Annotated in this window: 12 protein-coding genes; 6 read left to right on the top strand and 6 right to left on the bottom strand. The window is 58.0% G+C overall.

All coding sequences use genetic code 11. The features are described from left to right. The first annotated feature begins 82 nt into the window (after positions 1-82). From AOC04_RS02375 to AOC04_RS02355, 5 genes are all read left to right on the top strand, one after another. On the top strand, positions 83-2101 hold the full coding sequence (locus AOC04_RS02375) for a putative bifunctional diguanylate cyclase/phosphodiesterase (protein WP_418054943.1): 2019 nt from the start codon (positions 83-85) through the stop codon (positions 2099-2101). Between the two features lie 147 nt (positions 2102-2248). Next, the gene (locus AOC04_RS02370) at positions 2249-3595 is read left to right on the top strand and encodes an imelysin family protein (protein ID WP_060690986.1); all 1347 of its coding nucleotides are present in this window, start codon (positions 2249-2251) and stop codon (positions 3593-3595) included. Between the two features lie 293 nt (positions 3596-3888). Continuing rightward, positions 3889-5304 carry a di-heme oxidoreductase family protein gene (locus tag AOC04_RS02365; RefSeq protein ID WP_060690985.1) on the top strand — a complete coding sequence of 472 codons (1416 nt, stop codon included), beginning with the start codon at positions 3889-3891 and terminating at the stop codon, positions 5302-5304. Positions 5305-5330: 26 nt separating this feature from the next. Then, positions 5331-6395, top strand: coding sequence for an imelysin family protein (locus AOC04_RS02360; protein WP_060690984.1), 1065 nt, complete (start codon positions 5331-5333; stop codon positions 6393-6395). A gap of 14 nt (positions 6396-6409) precedes the next feature. After that, positions 6410-7507, top strand: a complete 1098-nt coding sequence (locus AOC04_RS02355) for a DUF1513 domain-containing protein (protein ID WP_060690983.1) — start codon at positions 6410-6412, stop codon at positions 7505-7507. Between the two features lie 78 nt (positions 7508-7585). Here the strand turns inward: AOC04_RS02355 and AOC04_RS02350 are convergent, their stop codons facing one another. From AOC04_RS02350 to colR, 5 genes are all read right to left on the bottom strand, one after another. After that, on the bottom strand, positions 7586-7813 hold the full coding sequence (locus tag AOC04_RS02350; RefSeq protein WP_060690982.1) for a hypothetical protein: 228 nt from the start codon (positions 7811-7813) through the stop codon (positions 7586-7588). Then, on the bottom strand, positions 7813-8529 hold the full coding sequence (locus tag AOC04_RS02345; protein ID WP_060690981.1) for a lipopolysaccharide kinase InaA family protein: 717 nt from the start codon (positions 8527-8529) through the stop codon (positions 7813-7815). Before AOC04_RS02345 ends, AOC04_RS02350 begins: the two co-directional genes overlap by 1 nt. A 3-nt stretch (positions 8530-8532) precedes the next feature. Then, positions 8533-9213 carry a class I SAM-dependent methyltransferase gene (locus AOC04_RS02340; RefSeq protein ID WP_060690980.1) on the bottom strand — a complete coding sequence of 227 codons (681 nt, stop codon included), beginning with the start codon at positions 9211-9213 and terminating at the stop codon, positions 8533-8535. Between the two features lie 200 nt (positions 9214-9413). Then, entirely contained in the window at positions 9414-10694 is a 1281-nt protein-coding gene (locus AOC04_RS02335; protein WP_060690979.1) for a sensor histidine kinase, read from the bottom strand. Next, on the bottom strand, positions 10684-11367 hold the full coding sequence (gene colR / locus AOC04_RS02330) for a two-component system response regulator ColR (protein WP_060690978.1): 684 nt from the start codon (positions 11365-11367) through the stop codon (positions 10684-10686). The genes AOC04_RS02335 and colR overlap by 11 nt, the downstream gene beginning before the upstream one ends. A 203-nt stretch (positions 11368-11570) precedes the next feature. On the opposite strand from colR, the gene AOC04_RS02325 reads away from it, so the two are divergent. Beyond that, entirely contained in the window at positions 11571-13520 is a 1950-nt protein-coding gene (locus tag AOC04_RS02325) for an LTA synthase family protein (protein ID WP_060690977.1), read from the top strand. Positions 13521-13641: 121 nt separating this feature from the next. Here AOC04_RS02325 and groL read toward each other — a convergent pair whose 3' ends face one another. Next, complete coding sequence (gene groL, locus AOC04_RS02320; protein WP_060690976.1) at positions 13642-15285, bottom strand: chaperonin GroEL; 1644 nt, start codon at positions 15283-15285, stop codon at positions 13642-13644. Position 15286 lies beyond the last annotated feature (1 nt).

Raw genomic sequence — 15286 nt, 5'->3', positions numbered from 1 at the left:
GCAAAAGGCATTATCGGCAGAAACAAGGAAGAGCGCTTTGAAGCAGGAACTCAAACACAGCTTATCGGTCAAGTTGCTGCGAATGGTGCTGCTGTCGGCGCTGGCCGTAGGAGCATTGCTTGGTTGCGCGCAAATCGTTTTCGATGCCTACGAAACCCGCCAGGCCGTGGCCAATGATGCCGAGCGCATCCTCGACATGTTCCGCGATCCCTCAACGCAGGCGGTATATAGCCTGGACCACGATATGGCCATGCAGGTCATCGAAGGCCTGTTCCAGGACGATGCCGTACGCCAGGCGTCCATCGGACACCCCAATCAAGCCATCCTTGCCGAAAAATCACGCCCCTTGCACAACTCGTCAAGCCGATGGCTGACCGACCTTATTTTGGGCCGGCAATACACGGACAGCATTGCGCTGATGAACCGTGACCCGGGCAGCGAGTATTACGGCGACTTGAACATAACGCTCGACACGGCCACGTACGGCAGAGATTTTGTTACCAACGCCGTGATCATTTTCATCTCCGGTGTGTTGCGCGCATTGTTGATGGCACTGGTGCTGTATCTGGTTTATCACTGGCTTCTGACCAAACCCCTGTCAAAAATCATCCGGCACCTGACCAGCATTAATCCTGACCGCCCCGGTGAGCAATTAATGGCACCACTCAAAGGCCACGAGCACAATGAACTGGGGCTGTGGGTTAACACCGCCAACCAGTTGCTGGCCTCCATCGAGCGCAATACCGATTTGCGCCGCGAAGCGGAAAACTCGTTGTTGCGTATGGCTCAGTACGACTTTCTGACCGGCCTGCCCAACCGACAGCAACTACAGACCCAGCTGGGGAAAATTCTGCTGGAAGCCCGCCGTTCGCAACGCCGTGTTGCCGTCTTGTGTGTGGGGCTCGACGATTTCAAAAGCATCAACGAACAGTTTGGCTATCAAACCGGCGACCGGCTGTTGCAGGCCCTGACTGATCGTATTCGTGCCCACAGCGCCAGCCCGGGGGCTCTGGCACGCCTGGGCGGTGACCAGTTCGCGCTGGTTCAAGCGCATATCGAGCAACCCTACGAAGCCGCCGAGCAAGCCCAGGGCATCCTTGATGAACTCGAAACGCCCTTCCATATAGACGGGCAAAACATCCGCTTGCGCGCCACGATTGGCATCACCCTGTTTCCCGAGGATGGCGACACCTTCGAGCAGTTGCTGCAAAAAGCCGAGCAAACCATGACCCTGGCCAAAAGCCGCTCGCGCAGCCGTTATCAGTTTTACATCGCCAGCGTCGACCGCGAGATGCGACGCCGGCGCGAACTGGAAAAAGACCTGCGCGAAGCACTGCCCAGAAACCAGCTCCACCTCGTCTACCAGCCCCAGATCCGTTACAGCGACCATCGGGTGGTCGGTGTCGAGGCGTTGCTGCGCTGGCAGCACCCGGAGCACGGTATGGTCCCTGCAGACCTGTTTATTCCGCTGGCGGAAAAAAACGGCAGCATCATTGCCATCGGCGAGTGGGTGCTGGACCAGGCCTGCCGCCAACTGCGCGAATGGCACGATCAGGGCTTCAGTGAGCTGCGCATGGCAGTCAACCTTTCTACCGTACAACTCCACCACGTCGAACTGCCGCGGGTGGTCAATAACCTGATGCTGGACTACCGTTTGCCGCCACGCAGCCTGGAGCTGGAAGTCACGGAAACCGGCCTGATGGAAGACATCAGCACTGCCGCCCAACACCTGCTGAGCCTGCGCAGCTCCGGCGCCCTCATCGCAATCGATGACTTTGGCACCGGCTATTCATCGCTGAGCTACCTCAAGAGCCTGCCGCTGGACAAAATCAAGATTGATAAAAGCTTTGTCCAGGACCTGGCTGACGATGACGACGATGCCACTATCGTGCGGGCGATTATTCAGCTGGGTAAAAGCCTCGGCATGCAGGTGATTGCCGAAGGCGTCGAGACCCTCGAACAAGAAGCCTATGTGATCAATGAAGGTTGTCATGAGGGCCAGGGCTATCTGTACAGCAAACCCCTTGGTGCGCGGGAGCTGAGCGTTTACCTGAAACAGGCGCAGGCGACCGGTGTCCTTGGTGGGCAGGGCGGTGTTTGATTATTGACCCTGAATCCGGCCCGGGCTCATGTAAATAAGAAATATTTACAACGCTACCCTTTACACAAAATGCATATCTTTCGCATCATGTCGCAGTTTTGTGTGCAGCCGCACGCTTGTCCCACCTCTCGAAGCAGGATTTTCGCCATGATTCGTATGCCCCTGGCTACCGCCAGTCTGCTGGCCATTGCTATCTCACTCGCCGGTTGTGGCGACAAGGACAAGGAAAAAACTGCGGCGGCTCCTACGCCGGCAGCAGCGACCAGCACCGCAACGCCAGCGACCGACATCACAGCGGCGAAAGTCGATGAAGCAGCCGCCAAAGCTGTTGTCGCGCATTACGCCGACATGGTTCATGCGGTGTTCAGCGACGCCGAGTCCGGTGCGAAAAAACTGCAAACGGCTATCGATGCATTCCTCGCCAAGCCAAACGATGACACCCTCAAAGCCGCCCGTGCAGCCTGGGTTGAAGCGCGCGTACCTTACCTGCAAAGCGAAGTGTTCCGCTTCGGCAACACCATCATTGATGACTGGGAAGGTCAGGTGAATGCCTGGCCACTGGACGAAGGCCTGATCGACTACGTTGACGCCAGCTACGCCGGCGCACTGGGTAACCCGGGCGCCAACGCCAATATCATTGCCAACACCCAGATCCAGATCGGCGAAGACAAGGTCGACGTGACCGAAATCACTCCCGAAACCCTGGCCAGCCTGAACGAGCTGGGCGGCTCCGAAGCCAACGTGGCGACCGGCTACCACGCGATCGAATTCCTGCTTTGGGGCCAGGACCTCAACGGCACCGGCCCAGGCGCGGGCAACCGCCCGGCTTCGGACTACCTTGAAGGCGAAGGTGCCACCGGCGGCCACAATGAACGCCGTCGCGCTTACCTCAAAGCGGTCACCCAACTGCTGGTCAACGACCTGAACGACATGGTCGGCAACTGGGCCCCGGACGTAGCCGATAACTACCGCGCCACACTGCAAGCCGACACCCCGCAAAACGGCCTGCGCAAAATGCTGTTTGGCATGGGTAGCCTGTCGCTGGGCGAACTGGCAGGCGAACGCATGAAAGTGTCGCTGGAAGCCAACTCCCCTGAAGACGAGCAGGACTGTTTCAGCGATAACACCCACAACTCGCACTTCTACGACGCCAAAGGCATTCGTAACGTGTACCTGGGCGAGTACGTGCGCACTGATGGCAGCAAAATGACCGGCCCAAGCCTGTCGTCACTGGTAGTGGCGGTTGACCCGGCTACCGACGCTACGTTGAAGTCCGATCTGGCCGACACTGAAGCCAAGATCCAGGTCATGGTTGATCTTGCCAACAAGGGCGAGCACTACGACCAGTTGATCGCTGCAGGCAATGACAAAGGCAACCAGGTGGTACGCGACGCCATCGCTGCACTGGTCAAGCAGACCGGCGCTATCGAACAGGCAGCCGGCAAGCTGGGCATCAACGACCTGAACCCGGACAACGCCGATCACGATTTTTGATCTGCCGCGTTTGAGTGAATGATGAGGCGGCCCCCGGGCCGCCTTTTTTATTCGGCACCGCACACCCCTGTAGGAGCGAGCTTTTTATCGAGCCCATATTGATGGGCGAGTTCTTGAAAAGCTCGCGAGCAAGCTCGCTCCTACAGGGTCGGGGGAACTCCCATCAACCCTGGAATCTTGCGCACCAACGCAAACCTGTTCCAAATCAAACCAAATGCTAATCCCTCTTATTTCAATTCACCTTCCCTGATAAACTTTGCGCCCTCGATTTTGCTCGCTGAACTGGACGCTTGATGCCTTTGTTGCCTCTTCGCCTGTCTCTGCTGCTATTGGCCCTGGGCCTTGGCGGCTGTGATGATGCCCCGCGTTTTACCAAACCAGAGCCCGGCGAAGCCCGCTCCGGCGGGGATGCGACAGTGCGTAAAAGCGACCGCAATGCGTTCTCCATGCCCTCTGCCAATCTGTCGCCAAGCCGGCGTCTGGATTTCAGCGTCGGCAACAGCTTCTTTCGCAGCCCGTGGGTCATCGCCCCCTCTACCACCACCGCGCGTGATGGTCTGGGCCCGCTGTTCAACACCAATGCCTGCCAGAACTGCCATATCAAGGACGGGCGCGGCCACCCGCCAGCGCCTGACGCCATCAATTCGGTATCCATGCTGGTGCGCCTGTCAATTCCCGACCAGCCCGCCTATGCCAGGCTGATCGAGCAAACCGGGATCGTCCCGGAACCCGTTTATGGCGGCCAGTTGCAGGACATGGCCGTGCCCGGCGTTGCCCCCGAGGGCAAGGTACGGGTCGATTACCAACCGGTCCTTGTACAGTTCAAGGACGGCACTGAAGTCGAGTTGCGCAAACCGACGCTGCAAATCACCCAGCCGGGGTATGGCCCGATGCACCCGGATACGCGTTTCTCGGCACGGATTGCACCGCCGATGATTGGCCTGGGTCTGCTTGAGGCCATCCCCGAAGAGGCGATTCTGGCCAATGCCAACAAAGGCAAGGGCATCGCCGGACATCCGAACCGGGTCTGGGATGACGTACAACAAAAAACTGTTCTGGGGCGTTTTGGCTGGAAAGCCGGCCAACCGAATCTCAATCAACAAAACGTTCACGCCTTTTCTGGTGATATGGGGCTCACCACGTCCCTGAGACCGTTTGATGATTGCACCGCGGCCCAAACTGACTGTCTTCAAGCTCCCAACGGCAATGGCCCGGATGGCGAGCCCGAGGTCAGTGACAACATCCTGCGCCTGGTCGAGTTCTATACCCGCAACCTTGCCGTGCCTGCGCGACGCAATGTCGGTTCGCCCCAGGTGCTGGCCGGCAAAAACCTGTTTTATCAGGCAGGCTGTGCGTCGTGCCATACGCCGACGTTTACCACCTTGCCCAATGCCGCCGAACCCGAACTGGCCAATCAGGTGATTCATCCTTATAGCGATCTGTTGCTCCATGACATGGGCGACGGTCTGGCCGACAATCGCACCGAGTTCGCCGCCTCTGGCCGCGACTGGCGTACGCCGCCACTGTGGGGTATTGGTTTGACGCAAACGGTCAGTGGTCACACCCAGTTTTTACACGATGGACGCGCCCGCAACCTGCTCGAAGCTGTGCTGTGGCACGGTGGTGAGGCCGAACCGGCCAGGCAGCAGGTGCTGCAATTCAATGCCGGGCAGCGCGCTGCGCTGCTGGCGTTCCTGAACTCTCTTTAACGCCTTACAAGATCGGGGACCCCGACATGTTTCGACCCAAGCTTTTGTTCACCAGCCTTGCGGCAATCGCCCTGGCCGCCTGCTCGCCACAAGACCCGCAAGCCGTCACCTCGGCTGCGATTGCCAAACAAGTGATTTTGCCGACCTACAGCCGTTGGGTCGAAGCTGACCGCCAACTGGCTGTCAGCGCTCTGGCCTTCTGCCAGGGCAAGGAAACACTGGAAACCGCCAAGGCTGACTTCCTGCACGCACAAAAGGCCTGGGCCGAGCTGCAACCCTTGCTGATCGGTCCGCTGGCCGAGGGCAACCGCTCGTGGCAGGTACAGTTCTGGCCGGACAAGAAAAACCTGGTCGGCCGTCAGGTTGAGCAACTGGTAGTTGCCCAGCCCCAGATCGATGCCGATGCACTGGCCAAGTCCAGCGTGGTAGTACAAGGCCTGTCGGCCTACGAATACATTCTGTTCGACAGCAATATCGACCTCGCTGACGCTGCGCAAAAAGCCCGTTATTGCCCGCTGCTGAGCGCTATTGGCGAGCGCCAGAAACAATTGGCCGAAGAGATTCTGGCCAGCTGGAACAGCACGGACGGCATGCTCGCGCAAATGACCAAGTTCCCGAACCAGCGCTATGCCGACTCCCACGAGGCCATTGCTGATTTGTTGCGGGTACAGGTCACGGCACTCGACACCCTGAAGAAAAAACTCGGCACGCCCATGGGTCGCCAGAGCAAGGGCATCGCCCAGCCATTCCAGGCGGATGCATGGCGCAGCCAGTCTTCGCTGCAAAGCCTGGCGGCCAGCCTCGCGGCCGCACAGACCGTCTGGGTCGGTGTAGACAACAAAGGCCTGCGTGGCTTGTTGCCCGCTGATCAAAAGCCGTTGGCCGACAAGATCGACGCTGCCTATGCCGCTTCTCTGAAGCTGTTCAATGACAACCAGCGTTCGCTCAATGACATGCTGGCTGACGACGCCGGTCGTGCCCAACTGAATGCCATCTACGACAGCCTGAACGTGGTTCACCGCCTGCACGAAGGCGAACTGGCCAAGGCGCTGGGCATTCAGCTGGGCTTTAACGCCAACGACGGCGATTGATGAACGGGGGATCGATGATGCGCAGGCAAGCTCTCAAGCTCGGTGGATTACTACTGAGCGCCGTCACGCTGGGCGGCTGGTCACTGTTTAAACAAAAAGGCCAGAGCCCGCTGCTGCTAAGTGCGCGCGACGATGTGGACGGCAATCACTTTGCCGTCGGCTACCGTCTGGATGGCACCCTGGTGTTCAGCACCCGGGTCGGTCAGCGCTGCCATGACATCATCAATCACCCTTCGCTGCCTGTTGCGCTGTTTGTGGCACGACGCCCCGGTACCGAGAGCTACCTGATCAGCCTTGCGGACGGCCAGCTGCTGCAAACCCTGAAGTCGCTGCCCAACCGGCATTTTTATGGCCACGCGGTGATCCACAAGGACGGCGAATGGCTATACACCACTGAAAATGACACTACCGATCCGGGCCGTGGTTTGCTGGGGGTTTATCGCTTTGAAGGCGAGCGCCTGATTCACCGCGGGGAAATCCCTACCCATGGCGTTGGCCCGCATCAGGTGTCATGGATGCCCGACGGCGAGACGCTGGTGGTGGCTAACGGCGGCATTCGTACTGAAGCCGAAAGTCGGGTCGAGATGAATCTCAATGCGATGGAGCCCAGTCTGGTCCTGATGCAGCGCGACGGGAGCTTGCTGAGCAAAGAAACCTTGAGCCAGCAGATGAACAGCGTGCGTCATCTCGCGATTGCCACCGACGGCACCATCGTTGCCTGTCAGCAATTCATGGGCGACGCCCACACTTTGCCCGAGTTACTGGCGATCAAGCGGCCAGGTCAGCCATTCGAGCCTTTCCCGGTGGCGGAGCAGCAATTGCGTGCCATGGGCCATTACACGGCCAGTGTGGCGGTACATAGCACCTTGCGGCTGGTCGCACTGACAGCGCCACGGGGAAACCGGTTCTTTGTCTGGGATCTGGACAGCGGTGACTTACGGCTGGATGCGCCACTGCCCGACTGTGCGGGAGTTGCGGCCGTGAAAGATGGCTTTGTAGTTACGTCCGGCCAGGGCCGTTGCCGTTTCTATGATTGCCGCCAGAGTGAACTGACAGCCACGCCGCTGGATTTGCCATCGGGGCTGTGGGACAACCACTTGCATGTGATGTAAACCTGCCGATTGCCGCTGTGGCACGCCCCCGAAAGCTCCTGGGGGCTTGGTCAGGCCTGCAGCAACAATTCGAAAACTTCACCCCTGAGACTTCATTCCCTGGGTCATACCAAACATGAACAGCAACAGGTCGTGATCCGGCGTTGCTGCCCGGGATACTTTCGCAACGCGCGGCAGCGGACAACTGTCCCCCCCGCCTGCTCCGCTCAATACCTGAGTAACAGGCTGCTCCCATGCGGCCAGCGCCACGGAAGCAATGGCCAGAGCGCCCAGTAAAAACAAACCTCGTGCTATTTCTCGCTTCATCACCGTAACCCTTTGATGGCGCTGCCAAACACCTTCTCGTAAAAGTAGATCAATTTGTTCCAGTCAGCGGCGCTCCACGACGAATGGCGACGCAGTTGCTTGAGATCGTGCGAGGCAGCTTTGTGCTGAGTCAGGCGTTGTCGGCTTTTTTCAAGGTCAAGCAGCGCTACATCGACCTTTGCACTTTCACCGCTCCCGATGACACGCACAAAGACGTGTTTGGGGTACAGACAACCATGCTGCCAACGCCCCAGGTGCATGCGCGCCAGGGTCCGGGCAATGGTTTCAAGCACCCGCTCATGGATCGCTTCACCATGGCGCTCGTGCTCACCGGCGGCGTACCAGTTGTCAATTTCAACAAAACCGTCCAGGGCTGCGGTTACCAGCAGTGCCCGCCATTGCTTGTCCGCCCCCTGTTTAGCCCCGCAGTAAACCAGTTCGGGTACACCTACCGATAAACGGTTCATTGCCAACAGCGCATCGCGCTCACGCAATACCGTCGGCCGACCCAGCGGGTATCGCCAGCTGCGATAAATATGGCCCACCTGGCGTTTGGCATACAGCAAGCGTCCACTGGCATCTTGAATTCGCTGCACACCACTCTCACCGCCACGACGCTGATTCGGCTCTTCAACCCACTCGCCTTGCTGCTGCCAGTAGTACTCAAAGCGGTCTTCAGTTGCAGCTTGGGGTGGAGATACAAATTCAACGGCCATGGGTTACCTCTTACGTAATATGTAAACCCGCCACATTGCATACAGCGGGATAAAATCCAAATGATTTTGAATCGTGAAACCGGCTTTTCTGAACTCGGCTTCAACAGTCACAGCCGGTAACACAAAGCGATTTTGGTAACCGTCCGACCCGCCATCCGCTTCACGCTGAAGTTGCAGGCGCTTGCGTTTCCAGGCTTTGAAGTTGCCATCGACCCATAACGAGACAATCACGCTGTCTCGGCTGACACGATGAAACTCCCGTAATAAAGCCATCCGGTGACTTGCATCACCAATGTGGTGCAGCAGGCGCATGCTGAAAATACTGTCGACCGCGTTATCTGGCAGATCGATATCAAATGCAGATGTCTGCAAGCGCCGTACCCGTTTGACCACTTCCTCGGGCTGTGACAGCGATGCCACTTGCAGCATGGATGCAGAGTAATCCGCACCAATGATTTCGCGGTTGGTCTTTTCGGCCAGCAACGGCCAGAAACGCCCTGCACCACAAGGCAGATCCAGTACCAGGCCCGGCTCGCCGGCCAATGCCAGGGCCTTGCGCGCCAACTGCTCATCACGCTTGTGCGACAGGCGTCGGGCGAGCCCGTCCTGATGTTTTTCCAGGTACTCGGCGGCGTGCTGCTGATCGTACTTTTCAGAAAACTTGAGTTTGATTGTGGAGCTCATGACGGCTCTCCTGAAGCTGGTAAGCGCTACCTTAATCAGGAGAACGTATGCATCAGGTCATCAGCGGGTGAAAATTTCGTGCCATGGCCCGAACAAACGTTACAGGGTTTTACAGATCACGAATGATGGCTCTGGGCCACTTTAATGACTAAACCCGAAAAGGGAAATGGCCTGCAGAACGCAGGCCATGGCAGGACGTGTCAGATATCTGCCGGATTCAATTCAACGTGAAAGCGGCAACCGTTAGGTTCCATGGTGGTCAATGTTACGCGCCAGCCCTGGCTGTCACAGATCCGTTGCACCAGGGACAGCCCCAGGCCCAAACCTTCTCCGCGTTTTTCGCTGCCTCGTACAAAAGGCTGGAACATGGCCTGGCGTTTTTCTTCGGGGATCCCTACACCGCTGTCTTCCACCACAAATCCGGTGGGTTCAAGGCTCAGCCGGATAAATCCGGTGTCGGTGTAGTGCAGGGCATTTCGCAGCAGGTTGCCCATGACGGCGTGCAGGAAGGTCGCGTTATAGAGCGTATCCAGTGGATGCCCCGGATCGTAGATCAGGGTCAGGCCTTTGGCTTCAATGGGGCCGCGCCACAAACTGATCAGGCCTTCGGCCACGGTAGTGAGGGTAACTTTCGGCGACATGCTGGCGTCTTCGTGCTGCGCCCTGGCCAGCATCAGGAAGGTCTGAACCAATTCGCGCATTTCTTCACAGGCGCGCGAGATTCGCTCGACTTGCGAGCGGCTGCGCGGGTCCAGCGCCGGATTTTCCAGCAGAAGTTCGCAGGAACTGGCCAAGACCATCAGGGGGGTACGCAACTCATGGCTCACGTCACTGGTGAACAGCCGCTCCCGGGTCAGGGTGTCGCGCAGACGTCCCAGCGTCGCGTCGAACGCCACCGCCAACTCGCCCACTTCATCGGCCGCATAGTCGGGAGCCAGAGGCGGAGCCAGGCCCAACAACTGATCACGATGCCGTACTTGACGCGCCAGACGCACCACGGGGGCCATTACCCGACGGGCCAGGATCCAGCCTAAAAAGACCGCCAGTGCCAATGCCAGTACAAAGCCGACCACGACCACGGCAAACAACACGCGCTCACGTTCTTCAAAATCACTTTGGTCTTGCAGCAGCACATAGCGCCGGCCATCGACCACTTCAACCATGGCGTGATACGACAGCTGGTCGCGAAACACTTCATGAAAGCCCGGATCAAGATGGCGCAAGTCTTTGGGAAGAGCGAAATCGCCGCGCCCGCCACTGTAATAAAACAGCTGGTCAGGCTCGGGACGGTGGTTCCAGTCGGCAATGTTGTCCATCAGCAGCAGACGCTGCAGGTCACCGCCCAGGCCCGCTGAAATGAGTTTTTCTTCAACCAGGTGAACGGTGGCGACAATGCCCAGGGCGAACGTACCCGCCACCAGCGCACTCATCAGGGCAAAGGCAATGATGATCCGCTGGGCAAGGCTTTGCTTAAACTCCATCACGGCTCTCGGCGAGGCGGTAGCCCACACCATGTACGGTTTGCAATAAAGGCTTGTCGAACGGTTTGTCGATCACTTGACGCAACTGATGGACGTGACTGCGCAAGCTGTCGCTGTCAGGACAGTCGTCCCCCCACAATGCCTCTTCCAGCACTTCGCGGCGCAACACATGAGGACTTTTCTGCATTAATACGGCCAGCAACTTGAGGCCCACCGGATTGAGCTTGAGCAAACGCCCTTCGCGGGTCACTTCAAGGGTGTCGAGGTCGTATTTCAGATCGCCCACTTGCAGCTCGCGTCGCCCGCCGCCTTGAGCGCGGCGCAATACGGCTTCAATGCGTGCCGCCAGTTCCGACAATGCAAAGGGTTTGAGCAGGTAGTCATCCGCGCCGGACTTGAAACCCTGAAGGCGGTCGTCCAGCTGGTCACGGGCGGTCAGCATGATCACCGGGGTGTCGCGTCGCGCATCTTCGCGCAAGCGCTTGCACAAGGTGTAACCGTCAATGCCGGGCAACATGATATCGAGCACGATCAGGTCGTAATGCTCTGTAGCCGCCAGGTGCAGACCCGACAAACCGTCCTGCGCACAGTCAACGGTATAGCCTTTAAGCCCCAGGTAGTCCGCCAGATTGGCAAGGATATCGCGGTTGTCTTCAACCAGTAGAATTCGCATGGGCACTTTCTCCGTACGCAGTTACGGCCGTCTTGGCCCGCGCAGCTTAAGTCTTAGCACGACCGAGAGCCAGCGCCGCAAGGCCAACACTCTATTTAGTTAAAAAACACCCAAATCTGACATTTTTTTTACTAACGGTTCACAAAGCCAATACAGTGGCGCCCGCACACTCACGCCCCCCACGGGTTTAAGGAAAAACACTAATGCGTTTGCTGTACACCGCGCCAATGCGCTATCTGCTCCTGTTGACTGGCTGCTGGCTGGCGACCTTTTTAATCACCCGAGGCGTTTTACTGTTCACCCATCTGGGCGAGGCCGGTAATAGCTGGTTGCCGGTGTTTGGCATTGGTCTGCTCTACGATCTGGGTTTTTTGACCTACGCCGCCTTGCCGCTGGGCCTGTATTTGCTGCTGTGCCCGCCCGCCCTGTGGCGCCGTCGTGGTCATCGCTGGTTCCTGCAAGGCCTGCTGACCGTGAGCCTGTTCGCCATGCTGTTCACCGCAGTGGCCGAATTCCTGTTCTGGGACGAGTTCGGTGTGCGCTTTAACTTTATCGCCGTGGATTACCTGGTTTACTCCGATGAAGTCCTGAACAACGTGCTCGAGTCGTATCCGATCGGCCTGTTGCTCAGTGCCATCGGCGTGGCTGCCATTGTTCTGAGTGTTGCCCTGCGCAAACCGTTCAACGCCGCCATGAACTCCCCGTTGCCGAACTTTCGCGGGCGCCTGGCGACCTTCGCCGGGCTGCTGCTGGTTGCGGGTTTGAGCCTGCAAGTACTTGATCAGGATGGCCCGCGCGGCCAGGGCGGCAACGCCTATCAGCATGAACTGGCGAGCAACGGCCCTTATCAGTTCTTCGCTGCCTTTCGTAACAACGAACTGGATTACCAGCAGTTCTACGCCAGCCTGCCTGCCGACGTGGTGGCCAAACAGTTGCGCGCCGAGCTGACAGAGCCAAATGCAACGTTTGTCGGCAAGGACCCGCTGGATATCCGTCGCAACATCGACAACCCGGGTACTGCGCGCCAGCCAAACATCGTGCTGGTGACCATTGAAAGCCTGAGCGGCAAGTATCTGGGCAGCAACGGTGACGGCCGCAACCTGACGCCGAACCTGGATCAGTTGCGTAAAGAGAGCCTGTACTTCAATAACTTCTATGCCACCGGTACCCGCACCGATCGGGGCCTCGAAGCAATTACCCTGGCCATTCCTCCTACGCCGGGCCGCTCCATCGTCAAGCGTATCGGTCGCGAAAGCGGCTTTGCCAGCCTTGGCCAGCAACTCAATGCCGTGGGCTATGACAGCGTGTTCGTCTACGGCGGCCGCGGTTATTTCGACAACATGAACGCATTCTTTAGTGGCAACGGTTACCGCGTTGTTGACCAAAGCAGCGTGAATGAAGCCGATATCCACTTCAAAAATGCGTGGGGCATGGCTGACGAAGACCTGTACCGCGAAACCTTGAAGCTGGCCGATGCCGATTACGCCCAGCAAAAGCCTTTTTTGCTGCAGTTGATGACCACCTCGAACCATCGTCCCTACACCTATCCGGAAGGCCGAATCGACATCAAGTCGGGTAATGGTCGCGACGGTGCGGTGAAGTACACCGATTACGCCATCGGCCAGTTCCTCAAAGATGCGCGCCAAAAGCCGTGGTTCGACAACACGATCTTCATTTTCGTGGCTGACCACACGGCTGGCAGCGCCGGCAAGGAAGACTTACCGATCGCCAACTACCAGATCCCGTTGTTTATCTATGCGCCACAACTGATCGAAGCCCGCGAGAGTGCACAGCTGGCCAGCCAGATCGACCTGGCGCCGACCTTGCTCGGCTTGCTGAACATGGATTATCAGTCGACCTTCTTTGGCCGCAACCTGCTGCAGGAAAACCCTCTGCCACCGCGCGTGGTCGTGGGCAACTATCAGCACCTGGGCTTGTTTGATGGCAAGGACCTGGCGATTCTGAGCCCGCGTCAGGGCCTGCGTCGTCACGACGAAGCACTGACTGCCAGTATTGAATCCCGCGTTCCGGCCACCGATGCATTGATTGAACGAGCGATCACCTACTACCAGGTCGCCAGCTACGGCTACAAGCAGCAGTTGCTGAGCTGGAAACCGCTAGCCGAAGCACCGGTGCAGATTACGCAGAAGTAACCAACCCTTGTAGGAGCGAGCCTCAAAAGCTCGCTCCTACAGAGGTCCATGTTTCTTCAGATACAAAAAAGCCCCGCCTGATTACTCAGGCGGGGCTTTTGCGTTTCGGGGTAAAGCCGGCTTACATCATGCCGCCCATACCACCCATGCCGCCCATGTCTGGCATACCGCCGCCAGCTGCCTTGTCGTCTTGGATCTCAGCGATCATCGCCTCGGTGGTGATCATCAGGCTGGCAATCGAAGAAGCTGCCTGCAGAGCCGAACGAGTCACTTTGGCCGGGTCAAGGATACCCATTTCGATCATGTCGCCGTATTCGCCAGTGGCAGCGTTGTAACCGTAGTTACCTGTGCCCTGCTTCACTTTGTCGACAACTACGCTTGGCTCGTCGCCGGAGTTGGCAACGATCTGGCGCAGAGGTGCTTCAACAGCACGACGCAGCAGAGCAATACCGACGTTCTGATCAGCGTTGTCGCCTTTCAGGCCATCAATTGCCTGCAGAGCGCGAACCAGTGCCACGCCACCGCCAGGTACCACGCCTTCTTCAACGGCTGCACGGGTAGCGTGCAGGGCGTCTTCAACGCGGGCTTTCTTCTCTTTCATTTCAACTTCGGAACCAGCGCCAACCTTGATCACTGCAACGCCGCCGGACAGTTTGGCCAGACGCTCTTGCAGTTTTTCACGGTCGTAGTCGGACGAAGTGTCAGCTACCTGGGCACGGATCTGAGTCACGCGAGCCTGGATGTCTGCTTCAACGCCAGCACCGTCGATAACGGTGGTGTTTTCTTTGGTCACGGTTACGCGCTTGGCATTACCCAGGTGTTCCAGGGTAGCGCTTTCCAGGCTCAGGCCGATCTCTTCGGAGATAACGGTACCGCCAGTCAGAACAGCGATGTCCTGCAGCATTGCCTTGCGACGGTCACCAAAGCCAGGTGCTTTAACAGCAACTACTTTAACGATACCGCGCATGTTGTTCACAACCAGAGTCGCCAGGGCTTCGCCTTCAACGTCTTCGGAAACGATCAGCAGCGGACGGCCGGCTTTGGCAACAGCTTCCAGAACTGGCAGCAGTTCACGGATGTTGGAGATCTTTTTGTCTACCAGCAGGATCAGCGGACCGTCGAGCTCGGCAGTCATGGTCTCTGGCTTGTTGACGAAGTACGGGGACAGGTAGCCACGGTCAAACTGCATGCCTTCAACAACAGACAGTTCGTTTTCCAGGCCCGAGCCTTCTTCAACAGTGATCACGCCTTCTTTACCGACTTTTTCCATGGCTTCGGCAATGATGTCGCCGATGGAGCTGTCGGAGTTGGCAGAGATGGTACCTACCTGAGCGATTGCCTTGCTGTCAGCGCATGGCTTGGCCAGGGACTTCAGCTCTTTGACAATGGCGATGGTCGCCTTGTCGATACCGCGCTTGAGGTCCATCGGGTTCATGCCGGCAGCGACGGCTTTCAGGCCTTCGTTGACGATCGACTGAGCCAGAACGGTTGCAGTGGTAGTACCGTCACCAGCGTCATCGTTTGCACGGGAAGCAACGTCTTTAACCAGCTGCGCGCCCATGTTTTCGAAACGATCTTTGAGTTCGATTTCTTTGGCTACAGAAACGCCGTCCTTGGTGATGGTCGGAGCGCCGAAGCTCTTCTCGATGATCACGTTACGGCCTTTAGGGCCCAGGGTCGCTTTAACTGCGTCAGCCAGGACGTTTACACCGGCGAGCATTTTTTTGCGGGCGGAATCGCCAAATTTAACTTCTTTAGCAGCCATG

Origin of the sequence: Pseudomonas versuta, from assembly GCF_001294575.1 — a bacterium.
Classification (GTDB): Bacteria; Pseudomonadota; Gammaproteobacteria; order Pseudomonadales; family Pseudomonadaceae; genus Aquipseudomonas; species Aquipseudomonas versuta.
This window is presented reverse-complemented; position numbering and strand designations above follow the sequence as displayed.